Genomic DNA, 12596 nt, shown 5'->3' with positions numbered 1-12596 from the left:
AACGGAGCAAAGTCCGCGGAAGCGGGTTGGCGCGGCGCGTGGTTGGGCGCGGCCGATGGGCCCATAACTCTGCGCCGAACGCTACCTTTGCGGCTTCATTCGCCATTCTGCTTTCCGATGCCTGCAGCCGCTTTGTCGTCGTCCGCCACGCTAACCGATCTTTTTGCCGCTTTCAACAACCTGACCGTGCTCATCGTGGGCGACGTGATGGTGGACGCCTACGTGTGGGGCAAAGCGGGGCGTTTGTCGCCGGAGGCGCCGGTGCCCATCGTGAACGTAACGCGCACCGAGCAGCGCCTAGGTGGCGCGGCCAACGTGGCCCTGAATGTGCAAGCCCTAGGTGCCACGCCGCTGCTGTGCGCCGTAATTGGCGACGACGCCGGCGGCGACCAGTTGCTGCACCTGCTGCACGAGCGGCACCTGCCCGCCGACGGGCTGGTGCGCAGCGCCGAGCGCCCCACCACGGTAAAGCAGCGCATTTTGGCCCACGGCCAGCACCTGCTCCGCATCGATTCGGAAGTGGAAACCGACCTGGCCGCAACCGAAGATGCTGCCCTGACCGAAGCCTACGAGCAGCTACTCGACCGCGCCGATGTGGTCATTTTCGAAGATTACGACAAAGGGGTGCTGAATGCCGAGCGCATTGCCCACTTCATTGCCCTGGCACGCCGAAAAGGTGTGCCCACGGTAGTCGACCCCAAGAAGCGCAACTTCCTGGCTTACCGCGGTTGCACACTTTTCAAACCCAATCTGAAGGAGCTGCGCGAAGGCCTGAAACTGGAATTTGCCGATGGCGACAATGCCGGCCTCGAAAATGCCGTAACCGTGCTGCGCCAGTACCTAGCGCCCGAAATGGTGCTGGTAACTTTATCAGAGCGCGGCGTTTTCTGCGATGCTGCCGCCGGCCCGGTGTACCTGCCGGCCCACGTGCGCGCCATTTCCGATGTATCGGGAGCCGGCGATACGGTAATCAGCATTGCTGCGCTGTGCGTAGCCCTGGGCACCAGCCCCGAGGCCATGGCGGCCCTGGCCAACCTAGGCGGCGGATTGGTGTGCGAGCAAGTAGGCGTAGTACCGATTGAAAAAGCCCGCCTGCTGCAGGAAGCCGAAGCGGCCGAGGTGCTGTAGGCTAGTAAAAAGCTGTCATCCTGAGCGCAGCAAAGGACCTTCTCTCGCCAGATAGAAATTACTATCCCACGTGACAAGGTCCTTCGCTGCGCGTACGCCAGATGAAGGATGACAGATTTTATGCACCTAGGCCAAATCCTGGCGCATGCGGGTGCTGTGCTCTTTCACCGTTTCCACGAATACCTTCACGCGCTCGGGGTTGGTGTCGGGGTACACGCCGTGGCCTAGGTTGGCAATGTGGCGTTGCGGGCCGAAGCGCTCCAGCATTTCGATAGTGGCCGCGCGCACTTGCTCGGGCGTGCCGTAGAGGGCGCAGGGGTCGAGGTTGCCTTGCAGGGTTTTGTCGCCTACTAGTTGGCGCACAGCCCTGGGGTCTTCGTTCCAGTCGAGGCCAATGGTGCGGCAGGGCATCTGGGCGAAGTCGTGGTGGGCGAAGAAAGCTCCTTTGGCAAACACCGTTACGGGTACGTCGGCGGGCATCGCGGCGCAAATTTCGCCGATGTAACGGGCCGAAAACTCGTGGTAGTGCTGTGGGTTCAGGATGCCCGCCCACGAGTCGAACACCTGCAACATATTGGCACCGGCCTCTACTTGGGCGCGCAGGTAGGCAATGGTGGTGTCGGTAATCTTACGGAGCAGCTGGTGCGAAAGCTCGGGGTCCTGAAACAGCATGCGGCGCGCTTTGCTGAAGGTTTTGGAGCCGTGGCCCTCCACCATGTAGGCCAGAATCGTCCAGGGGGCGCCGGCAAAACCAATCAGCGGCACGCGGCCACCTAGGGCTTTTTTGGTGACGCGCAGGGCCTCGAGCACGTAGCCGAGGTGCTCCTCGGGGTCGGCTACGCGCAGGCGCGCCACATCGGCCGCCGACTTCACCGTTTCCGGGAAAAGCGGGCCGCGGGCCTCCACCATTTCGTAGGTGAGGCCCATGGCCTCGGGCACCACCAAAATGTCGGAGAAGATGATAGCCGCGTCAACATCGAGCGCATCAATGGGCTGAATGGTTACCTCGGCCGCGAGGTCGGGTGTTTCAACCAGTTCCTTAAAACCGCTCAGCTTGGCGCGCAACGCGCGGTACTCGGGCAAAATGCGGCCGGCCTGGCGCATCAGCCATACAGGAGTACGTTCGGTTTGTTCGCCGCGGGCGGCACGCAGGATCAGGTCGTTCTTCAGCATCAGATAAGCGGTTTCGGGCCGCAAAGATAGCCTACGGATGGTTGTGCTGTTGGGTGATAATTATCAACCGGCTTGGCCTAGCACCTGCTGCGCTATCCGAACGAAAACACTTACTCCTGAAACAGCGCTTTAATGGCCGAGGCCAGAAAATTGACGCCAATAGCCAGCGTGATAAACCCCATTACCCGTGCCAGCGCCGCCAAGCCCGGCCGACCTAGGAAGCGCGTAAGCCGCAACGACGACAGCAGAATAAGGTAGCTGGCCAGCGCTACCAGTACAAAGCCCAGCACGATCAGGCTGATATCGAAGTAGCTGAGCCGCTCGGTAAACAGGCTGATGCACACCGCGATGGAGCCCGGGCCCGAGAGCATGGGCATGGCCAGCGGGGTAAAGCTGATATCGTCTTTGTGCAGGCTTTCTTCGAGCACGGCGGGGCCTACCCGGTCGCGGTTGGCGCCGGGCGTGAGCAGGTCGAAGGCCGAGCGCATAAGCAAAATACCGCCCGCAATGCGCAGGTGATGGATGTTGATGCCGAAAAAATTGAGCACGTACTGCCCCGCAAAAAACGACACGGCCAGCACGCCCACCATGTAGGTGCAGGCGCGCAGGGCGGTGGCGGCGCGTTGGTGTGCGGTGTCGGCTTGCGTAAGGGTCAGAAACACGGGCATGGCCCCGAACGGGTTGACAACCGAAAACAGCGTAGTGAAGGTGGCGAGCAGTATCTCCATGCAGCGGGCAATATATTCTGGCTAAAGGTAGCGGAGCAGCGCATACAGTACCGATTTTGTTGGCTCCGGCGGGGCGCATCTGCGTATGCATACTGCCGGGCTTGCCGCTTGGTGCCCATTGCCTCTCCCAGCCACTGCCATGACAACGCTTCCTCCCGACCACAACGCCCCCGATGCCTCCACGCCGGTGGTGGGCATCATTATGGGCAGCCAATCCGACCTGCGCGTGATGAACGTGGCGGCCGAGGTGCTGCGCCAGTTTCAGGTGCCCTTCGAGATTACGCTGGTGTCGCCGCACCGCACGCCGCACCGCTTGGTGGAGTACGCCGAGTCGGCGCGCAAGCGGGGGCTGCGCGTGGTAATTGCCGGCGGGGGCGGCGCGGCCCACTTGCCCGGCATGGTGGCGGCCTTCACCACGCTGCCGGTAATTGGCGTGCCCATCAACGCGGCCACCAGCATTGCCGGGCTCGATTCGGTGCTGTCGATGCTGCAAATGCCCGCGGGCGTGCCCGTGGCTACCGTGGCCCTCGACAACGCCGCCAACGCCGCCATTCTTGCCGTGCAAATGCTGGCCATCGGCAATGCCCGCCTGGCCGATGCGCTGGAAAAATACCGCGCCGCCCTGCGCGACAAGGTGATGCGCACCGTGGACGAGCTGCGCAAAGGCGGCCTCGACGATTTTTAGCCCCTGCAGGCAGGCGGCGTGCCGCCCCTAGGTAGCCGCGCTACCGTCGGGCGCGTATATAGCCCTAATTATATGCAAGCCGCAACTTAGTTGCTTCGTGGCAGTACAATAGCTCAACTGTTCTCCTTCGCTCAACCCGCCCGTGCTAACCTTTCTGATAACCCTCTTCACGCGCGTGCTCGACGGCCTGGTTGCCGTGGTGGGCACTGGCGCCGTGGTGGCTACGCTGCTGCCCTTGCTGCGCCGCGAAGCCTGGTGGATCAGGGTGTTCGATTTTCCGCGCCTGCAAGTGGTGGGGGCGCTGGCCGTGGCGCTGGTCGGCGCCCTGCTGCTGAACTTCTGGCAGTTCGATTGGCTGGGGCCGCTGTTCGTGCTCACGCTGGCCGGCGCTATTGTGTACCAGGTGATACGCATCTTGCCCTACACCCACTTGTTGCCCAAAAAGGTACTCGACAGCTCGCTCCCGACCACCGACAACGACAACCACCTAAGTCTGCTGGTAACCAACGTGCTGATGACCAACCGCGACGCCTCGCGGTGCCTGGGCGTCATTCGGCACTGCAACCCCGATGTGATTCTGGCCGTCGAAACCGACCAGTGGTGGCTGGAGCAGCTGCGCAGCCTCGAGGAAACGCACCCCTACACGGCCTACGCTCCGCTTCCCAACACCTACGGCATGCTGGTGTTTTCGCGGCTGCCGCTGCTCAACCCCGAAATCAAGTTTCTGCTCGACGACGACATCCCGTCGTTTCACGCCTTCGTGGAAATGCCCAACGGACTGCGCGTGCGCTTGTACTGCCTGCATCCCAAGCCGCCCGCGCCGCAGGAGTCGAAAACCAGCACCAAGCGCGATGCCGAGCTGCTGCTGGTGGGCCACGAAATCGAAGACCACGACGGCCCTACCGTGGTGGCCGGCGACATGAACGACGTGGCCTGGTCACACACCTCCGAGCTGTTCCGCCGCATCAGCCGCCTGCTCGATCCGCGCATGGGTCGCGGCCTGCTGCCCACCTTCCATGCCGATTACCGCCTGCTGCGTTGGCCCCTCGACCACGTGTTTCACTCGGCGCATTTTAAGGTAGCCAGCATCGAGCGGCTGCCCCACGTCGGCTCCGACCACTTCCCGATTTACATCCGGCTGAGCTACGAGCCGCACGCCAAAATGCAGCACATGGCCAACATGGAACGCCCCGACGAGGGCGACTTCCAGGAGGCCGCCGAGAAAATTCAGAAAGGTTTCGAGGAAGAGACCGAAGAGGAGTCGGCCGAGGTCAAAGGCCAACCCCAGCCCGTCCCTCTCGAGCTGCAGCAGCCTGCCCGCCCCAGCGCACCGTAGCGCACCTAGGAAACCGTTCCTGAAGCGCTGTCCTTGCGAGCCAAGCGAAGCAAACGGTCCTGAGCAAGGCACAGCCGTTCAGCTGGCAGCACCCGAAATGCACCTAGGGCGCGAAGTAGCGCGGACTTCAGTCCGCAGCCTCCGGGTATTATTTTATATTTCCCTACCTAAGGTGCGGTGCGCTGTAGCGTAGGCTTTAGCACGCGTGTGCCAGAATAAGCGGTTTTGCCCGGTTGCGTAACAAAGGCATCGGGCACGCAAACGCGGACTGAAGTCCGCGCTACATGACGGCCTAGGTCGTTTTCGCTCCGTGCCGATTGAGAGGTTGCGCCCGACCCAGGGCCAGTTGCTTTGGCTCAGGCCTCGCAAGGACAGCGGCGGGAGCGGCCTACTCGCCTTCGTATAAAAATTGCATTTGCTGCCTATTCAGGGAGCTGGGCACGCGGCGCATCACGGCGTTGCGAAGCTGCACCAGCCACGGCCGCGAGAACTGCGCCACCTGCCCAAGCTGCCACGATTGCCGCACAATGCGCGTGGTGCGGGGTAGCCGGCGTTGCTCGAACAACCGAAACGCAGCTTGCAAAGCGGGTTGCTCGCTAAGGCAGCGGGCCAGCATGGCGGCATCCTCAACGGCTTGCCCGGCGCCCTGGCCCATGTTGGGCGTGGTGGCGTGGGCGGCATCGCCGAGCAGCAGCACACGGCCGAAGGCAAACTGCCGCAACGGTTTCAGATCGATGATGTCGCCCCAGATAACCTGCTCGTCGGTGGTAAGCGCCAGCAGCTCCGGAATGGGCGCGTGGAAGTGAGTGAAATGCTTTTGCAGATCGGCCAGCCGCAGGGCTTTGCAGGCGGGGTTTTGCGGTACGGCGCTGTTGATACAGGCAAACCAGTACACCTGCCCGTTGGCGAGCGGCACCACGCCAAAGCGCCCCGCCGCCCCCCACGACTCGGTGCTGCGCCCGGCGGGCAGCTGCAGGGCCGAGCCATCGGTAACGCCGCGCCAACAGGTGTAGCCGGCGTAGCGCGGTTGGCTGTGCGGCAGCAGCTGCAGGCGCGCCCGCGAGCGAATGCCGTCGGCGGCCAGCAAGGCATCGGCGGTGGCCGCGCTGCCGTCGGCGAAGTAGGCCGTTACCTGATTGCCGAGTTGTTCGAAACGCGCTAGGGCTTTGCCTAGGTGCAGCACGCCCGGAGGCAGCTGCGCAAGCAGCACGCGCTGCAAATCGGCGCGATGAATGGCGAGGTTATCGTAACCGACGCGCTCGGTAAACGGGCGCGTGTCGATGTCGTTGAGTACTCCCCCCGCTTGATCGAGTAGGCTGATGCGCGTAACGGCAAAGCCAGCGGCGTGCACGGCATCGTGCAGCCCTAGGTGGCCAAGTGCCCGCATGGCGTTGGCACCCAGCACCACGCCCGCGCCAATTTCGCGCAGGGCGGGTGCTGCCTCGTACACCGCCACCTTGTGGCCCTGCCGGTGCAAGGCCAAAGCCGTGGCAAGGCCCGCAATGCCAGCACCGATAATCAGAAAATCCATGCCCGAAGGTAGGTACAAAGGCCACTGTCCGCTGCGCGCAGTAGCCCCACCTAGGCCGCAGCAACTTGGTTAAGTTTTCGTAAAACCACTAGCCGGCCGCGCCCTCCTTGAACCAACCAGCCCGCGGCGGCGGTTGCAGCCATGCTGCTTACCCTACACCACCTGCCCATGACAACTGCCTGCACCCTTCTTTGGCTGACCGCCGCTTGGTTGAGTTCCTCGCAAACCAAACCCGGCCCGTCGGCCCCGGCGGCCTTCGAGCCGACGGCCTTGCCGGCCAAAGCGGCCCGCACCGCTGCCTTTGTGCCCACGGGTTGGCTGCTGGAGCGCCAGGTATCGGGCGACTTGAACGGCGACAAACGCGCCGACCCCGTGCTGGTGCTGATCGAGCGCCCGTCGACTACGGCACCGGAGGCCCGCCGCGAGCGGGCCGTGGTGGTGCTGCTGGCCGATGCCGCGGGGCAGTTACAGCGCGTAGCGGCCTCGGGGCGAGTGCTCTACGGCAGTGGCGGCCCCGATCCGCTGATCAGCGCCGATAAAATGCCGGAAATAAAAGTTGAGAACGGCATGTTGGTGGTGCGGCACCTTTCGGGCACCGAGCAAAACCTCGAGTTTACGCACCGCTTCGCTTACGACACTGGAAGCAAAAAAATGCGCCTGGCAAGCGAGGAGCAAATCAAGAGTAACCGCCAAACGCTCGATACCACCATCCGGAGCAGTGACTACCTCGCGGGCAAGCAGCGCACCGAGCGCGTGTACCGCGACCCCGCCGACCCCGACGGCCGGCGCCAGCTTACCTCGCGCAAGGACGCCACGCTGCCCAAAGCTCCCAAGCGCTACCTCGAAGACGTGGACGTGCGCAAAATCACCGCCGATTCGGGCATAAAGTAACGGCCGCTCCGGCGCTACGGCAACAGGGGCGCAACGGCTAGGCTGTCGTTGCGCCCCTTATTTTTGGCCATGCTCAACCTTACCTTGCCTTGGCTGCTTGCGGCGTTCCTAGGTCATGCGGCCACTCCAAACCCACTGCAGGCCGAACGGCGCATGCTCGATGCCCAACGGCTGCCTGCTTCGGCCCCGGCCCCGGCCGCCTTCGTGCCGAAGGGCTGGCGGCTGGAGCAGCAGCTTTTGGGCGACCTGAACGCTGACCGACGCCCCGATAAGGTGCTGATGCTCATCGAGCAACAATCGCCCGACCCGCAGGACGACACCCGTTACCGCGCGCTAGTGGTACTGCTGGCCCAGCCCGACGGCCGCCTGCTGCGCGCGGGCGTGGGCAGCAAGCTGCTGTACTGCACCACGTGCTTTGGCGCCCTAGGTGGCGAGGGCACCCAACCGCAACTGAGCATAGCGCGGGGCGTGCTGCTGGTGTCGCACTACGCGGGCTCGCGCTGGGCCTACCAGGTACTGCAGCGCTTTCGGTACGAAACGGCAACGGGTCGCATGCGCCTCATCGGCGAGGATTACACCAGCATCGACCGGGCCAGTGGCGCAAGCAAAAGCCTAAGCACCAATATGCTTACTGGAAAGCAGGTGATGCAAGTGCAGCCAGCAGAAGGGCAGCCCAAGCCCGCGCCACAGCCCCGCACGGTGCGCGTGCCCAAGCTGTACCTCGAGGATGTAGACCCCGAGTCGGAACAATCAATGAGCTGGACGCCCAAGGGCTTCCTGGGCTAAGTAATGGACTGTAAGTAACTGCCTACGTCTGGGCGTCATGCTTCGGCGGGGCTCAGCATGACGCCCAGACGTAAACGGTTATTCGCGACTGACTATTTAAGCTTGCCGGCCAGCCAGCAGGCCGGCGCACCTAGGGCCGTGAAAACAAAAAGGCCGGGGAGCAGATCCCCGGCCTTTTCGCCACAGTTCGCGGTTGGCAGCAATTACTTGTTGCCGTCCACTTCTTCGTAATCTACGTCCGTCACGTTGTCGTGCGGGGCGCCTTGGGCCTGCTGGCCGTTGCCGCCGGGCTGGCCGCCCTGGAAGCCGCTGGCGTCGCCGCCGGGGTAGCCCTGCGGGCCACCTTGCGCGCCGCTCTGGGCGTACATCTCCTGCGAAGCCGCCTGCCAAGCAGCGTTGATGGCCTCCATAGCCGAGTCAACGCGGGCTACGTCTTTGCTTTCGTGGGCCGAGCGCAAATCAGCCAAAGCCGATTCGATAGCCGATTTGTTGCCGGCGCTCAGTTTGTCGCCGTACTCTTTCAGCTGCTTCTCGGTCTGGAAGATCATCGAGTCGGCCTGGTTCAGCTTATCGATACGCTCGCGCTCGGCTTTATCGGCGTCGGCGTTGGCCTGAGCCTCCTGGCGCATGCGCTCGATATCGGCGTCGGACAGACCCGACGAAGCTTCGATGCGGATCTTCTGCTCCTTGCCGGTGCCTTTGTCCTTAGCCGTTACGTGCAGGATACCGTTGGCGTCGATGTCGAAGATTACTTCGATTTGCGGAACGCCGCGGGGTGCCGGCGGAATGTCGGTGAGGTGGAAGCGGCCGATGGTGCGGTTCTGCGAAGCCATCGGACGTTCGCCCTGCAACACGTGAATCTCTACCGAAGGCTGGTTGTCCGAAGCCGTCGAGAAGGTTTCCGATTTCTTGGTCGGGATGGTGGTGTTGGCTTCGATGAGCTTGGTCATCACGCCGCCCATCGTTTCGATGCCGAGGCTCAGCGGGGTTACGTCGAGCAGCAGCACGTCCTTCACCTCGCCCGTCAGTACACCGCCCTGGATGGCAGCGCCCACGGCCACTACCTCGTCGGGGTTAACGCCCTTCGAAGGCTTCTTGCCGAAGAACTTCTCTACCTCTTCCTGGATGCGCGGAATGCGGGTGGAGCCACCTACCAGAATCACGTCGTTGATATCCGAGGCCGACAAACCGGCGTCTTGCAGGGCCTTGCGCACCGGTTCCATCGAGCGGCGAATCAGCGAATCGGCCAGCTGCTCGAACTTGGCGCGGCTCAGCTTCACCACCAAGTGCTTGGGGCCGGTAGCCGTAGCGGTGATGTAGGGCAGGTTGATTTCCGTTTCCGTCGACGACGACAGCTCAATCTTGGCTTTCTCGGCGGCTTCCTTCAAACGCTGCAGGGCCATGGCGTCTTTGCGCAGGTCCATGCCTTCGTTTTCGGAGGCAAACTGATCGGCCAGGAAGTTGATGATAACCTGGTCGAAGTCGTCGCCACCTAGGTGGGTGTCGCCGTTGGTGCTCAACACCTCAAACACGCCGTTGTCGAGCTCGAGGATGGAAATATCAAACGTACCACCGCCGAGGTCGTACACGGCCACTTTGTGGTTCGAGTGGTCTTTGTCGAGGCCGTAGGCCAGGGCAGCGGCCGTGGGCTCGTTGATGATGCGCTTCACATCGAGGCCCGCAATGGCACCGGCTTCTTTGGTGGCCTGGCGCTGGGCGTCGTTGAAGTAAGCCGGCACGGTAATAACCGCTTCGGTTACGGGCTGGCCGAGGTAGTCTTCGGCGGTTTGCTTCATCTTCTGAAGCACCATGGCCGAAATTTCCTGCGGGGTGTACTGACGGTCGCCGATTTGCACGCCCACGGTGTTGTTCGAGCCGCTGGCCAGCTGGTACGCCACGTGCTTGGTTTCCTCGGTTACTTCCGAGAAACGGCGGCCCATGAAGCGCTTGATCGACTGGATGGTGTTATGCGGGTTGGTAATAGCCTGGCGCTTGGCAGGGTCGCCTACCTTACGTTCGCCTTTGCCATTATCGAGAAAGGCCACAATCGACGGCGTCGTACGGCGGCCTTCGCTGTTCGGAATTACAACCGGTTCGTTGCCTTCCATTACGGCCACGCACGAGTTGGTCGTGCCGAGGTCAATACCGATAATCTTTCCCATTGGTATGGATGAGTAGGAGTGAAGGTGTCTTAGTTAAGCAAGCTGCCCTAGGTGCGGACGGCTGCGGGGCTAGTTACAAGCAGCGTACCAAGGCCAAAACCTGTCGTTTTGGCTGTCAGATTGTCACCGGGGCTTTGGCTGAGTTGGCCCGCTGCTGACGAAAGTTGTCTTACGGCAAACCCAAGCCGACAGATGTTCAGCGTAGCGCAGCTTAACTCAATTGGTGCTGGCCGCTGCAGTACCGGTGCGAAGCAAAAACTCTTCAGTTGTACGCCGCCACTCAGCTTCGTGCTTGCGCCAATAGGGCTCGTGCCCACTGCCTGCAAAGTCGTGGCGCTGCTTGGGGCCACCTAGGGCCGCGAAGACAGCATCGGTTTCCTGGCGGGTTACGCGCGGGTCGGCGGTGCCCCACATCAGCAGCGTGGGCGTTTTGATGTTTGCGGCGTAGGCTTCGGCAGAGAGGCCGTAGGCCCAGAAACCGTTTTGCACACCACCCCAGAACACCAGCAAGTTGGCCATCGGGAATGCCGGTATGCCCATGAAGGCAAACCGGTTTTGCGCCGTTTGCAGCATGCTGCCGTAAGGGCACTCAATAATGTTGGCCGCGGCTTGCACGCCCAGTTCGCTTTCGGCCCGCAGAATAGCTACGGCGCCCATGCTCACACCGTACAGCACAATGCATTGCCTAGGGTATTGCAGTTGCAGCCAGCGCACTGCCGCCGCCACATCGTAGGCCTCGCGGTAACCTACGGTTATGCGGTAGCCCTCGGAGCCGCCGGCACCGGCAAAATCGGTGAGCAGCACCGAGTATCCTAGGTGGCGGAAGTAGGCCGCTTCGCGGAGCAGGCGCGATTTGTCGCTGGTGTAGCCGTGGAACAGCGCCACGGTGCCGCGTGCCTGCGGCACTGGGCTGTACCAGCTTTCGAGCCGGCCGTTGGGGCTGCTGATTTTAACCGTGCGATAAGCAAACGCGGGCAAGCCGGCATTCACGGGCTTGGGGTTGCAAATGCCCGTTGCCAGCACCCACAGCTTTTCAGCAAGTGAAAGCTGCTCCGGATTGGCCGTGTGGCGACCAACCTCCGCCGAAAAGTGTGTGAAGCGCCATGCGTGGTTGAACGCAACTACGTTGGCAAGTACAAAAAGCAACAGCGCCGCCCGTACCAGCCAGTACAAGCGGCGCCGTTTGGAGGCTGGTTGGCTAGCGCGAACCACGCGTGCCCCGGCCCGTTGCTGATGAGCGACCGTTGCCTGAGCGGCCTGGGCCCGCCGGCTTGCCGCCCGGGCGCGGCGCAGTGCTGCCGCCTGTGGGTTTGCTACCGCGAGGCGCCGCACCAGCCGAACGACCACCCGATGCACCTGGCCCACCAGCCGAACGACCACCGCCGGCACTTTTAGGGCCGCGCGAGAAGCCAAACTTGCCGCCTGCGCGGGCTGCCTGGGCCGCTTTGCGGGCGGCTACCTTTTGCTCGAAGTTGGGGTCGTAACGCTCGGTGGGCTTCTTGCGGGCCGGAGCGGTTTCGCCGGGTAAGTTGGCTGCGGTCAGCTGCTTAAGCTCCTGAATTTCGGTTGCCACCAGCTCGCGCCATTGGCCGGGGGCTAGGTTGCTGAGCGTGAGCGTGGCAATGCCAGCCCGGATGAGGCGCAGCGTGGGGAAGCCCACGGCGGCGGTCATTTTGCGCACTTGGCGGTTCATGCCTTCCGATATGGTCAGCTCAATCCAGCTCGTCGGGATATTGGCCCGGAAACGTACGGGCTTGCTGCGTTCCCATACCTGCTCCGGCACCTCGGGCAGCAGGCGCACTTGGGCCGGCGCCGTAAAGCCGTCTTTAATTTGCACGCCGCGGCGCAACTGCTCCAGGGCTTCGTCGGTGGGTACGCCTTCTACCTGCACCCAGTAGGTTTTGGGCACTTTGTAGCGCGGCTCGGCCAACCGAAACTGCATTTGCTTGTCGTCGGTGAGCAGCATCAGGCCCTCCGAGTCGTAATCGAGGCGGCCGACGGGGTACACGTCGGGCACGGCCACGAACTGCTTAAGGGTGGCACGGCCGGCCTCGTCGGTAAACTGGGGCAGGACTTCGAAGGGTTTGTTGACGAGGATGTAGCGCATATAACCACAAAGGTACGGCGTTGCGGATGGTAGCACACAATACCGGTGTGGGGCTGCTGACACAAATCA

Annotated in this window: 11 protein-coding genes; 5 read left to right on the top strand and 6 right to left on the bottom strand. The window is 62.7% G+C overall.

The genetic code is table 11. The annotated features are described in order from the left end of the window. Positions 1-117: 117 nt before the first annotated feature. Positions 118-1128, top strand: a complete 1011-nt coding sequence (locus D3Y59_RS08220; RefSeq protein WP_119444615.1) for a bifunctional heptose 7-phosphate kinase/heptose 1-phosphate adenyltransferase — start codon at positions 118-120, stop codon at positions 1126-1128. A gap of 126 nt (positions 1129-1254) precedes the next feature. Here D3Y59_RS08220 and hemE read toward each other — a convergent pair whose 3' ends face one another. Both hemE and D3Y59_RS08210 read right to left on the bottom strand, forming a co-directional pair. Further along, positions 1255-2304, bottom strand: coding sequence for a uroporphyrinogen decarboxylase (gene hemE / locus D3Y59_RS08215; RefSeq protein ID WP_119446387.1), 1050 nt, complete (start codon positions 2302-2304; stop codon positions 1255-1257). Between the two features lie 107 nt (positions 2305-2411). Continuing rightward, positions 2412-3029: a MarC family protein gene (locus tag D3Y59_RS08210; protein ID WP_119444614.1), complete on the bottom strand. Its 618-nt coding sequence runs from the start codon at positions 3027-3029 to the stop codon at positions 2412-2414. A 139-nt stretch (positions 3030-3168) separates the two neighbouring features. On the opposite strand from D3Y59_RS08210, the gene purE reads away from it, so the two are divergent. Beyond that, a complete protein-coding gene (gene purE / locus D3Y59_RS08205; protein WP_059067942.1) occupies positions 3169-3714 on the top strand; it encodes a 5-(carboxyamino)imidazole ribonucleotide mutase in 546 nt (181 codons plus the stop codon). 142 nt (positions 3715-3856) lie between these two features. Next, a complete protein-coding gene (locus D3Y59_RS08200) occupies positions 3857-5050 on the top strand; it encodes an endonuclease/exonuclease/phosphatase family protein (RefSeq protein WP_205590881.1) in 1194 nt (397 codons plus the stop codon). A 388-nt stretch (positions 5051-5438) separates the two neighbouring features. Here the strand turns inward: D3Y59_RS08200 and D3Y59_RS08195 are convergent, their stop codons facing one another. Then, complete coding sequence (locus tag D3Y59_RS08195; protein ID WP_119444613.1) at positions 5439-6581, bottom strand: FAD-dependent oxidoreductase; 1143 nt, start codon at positions 6579-6581, stop codon at positions 5439-5441. A gap of 141 nt (positions 6582-6722) precedes the next feature. On the opposite strand from D3Y59_RS08195, the gene D3Y59_RS08190 reads away from it, so the two are divergent. Continuing rightward, positions 6723-7472, top strand: coding sequence for a hypothetical protein (locus D3Y59_RS08190; RefSeq protein WP_119444612.1), 750 nt, complete (start codon positions 6723-6725; stop codon positions 7470-7472). Positions 7473-7541: 69 nt separating this feature from the next. Next, positions 7542-8258, top strand: a complete 717-nt coding sequence (locus tag D3Y59_RS08185; RefSeq protein WP_162910638.1) for a hypothetical protein — start codon at positions 7542-7544, stop codon at positions 8256-8258. A 203-nt stretch (positions 8259-8461) separates the two neighbouring features. Here the strand turns inward: D3Y59_RS08185 and dnaK are convergent, their stop codons facing one another. The 3 genes from dnaK to D3Y59_RS08170 all read right to left on the bottom strand — a co-directional run bounded on the left by dnaK (position 8462) and on the right by D3Y59_RS08170 (position 12527). Next, positions 8462-10420: a molecular chaperone DnaK gene (gene dnaK, locus D3Y59_RS08180; RefSeq protein ID WP_059067957.1), complete on the bottom strand. Its 1959-nt coding sequence runs from the start codon at positions 10418-10420 to the stop codon at positions 8462-8464. Positions 10421-10636: 216 nt separating this feature from the next. Beyond that, positions 10637-11566, bottom strand: coding sequence for an alpha/beta hydrolase (locus D3Y59_RS08175; protein ID WP_162910637.1), 930 nt, complete (start codon positions 11564-11566; stop codon positions 10637-10639). Between the two features lie 52 nt (positions 11567-11618). Beyond that, positions 11619-12527, bottom strand: a complete 909-nt coding sequence (locus D3Y59_RS08170; protein WP_119444609.1) for a pseudouridine synthase — start codon at positions 12525-12527, stop codon at positions 11619-11621. Between the last annotated feature and the right edge of the window lie 69 nt (positions 12528-12596).

Source organism: Hymenobacter oligotrophus, from assembly GCF_003574965.1.
In the GTDB taxonomy this organism is placed as follows: domain Bacteria; phylum Bacteroidota; class Bacteroidia; order Cytophagales; family Hymenobacteraceae; genus Solirubrum; species Solirubrum oligotrophum.
Note: the sequence above shows the minus strand (reverse complement) of the source record. Positions and strands in the feature narration are given on the sequence as shown.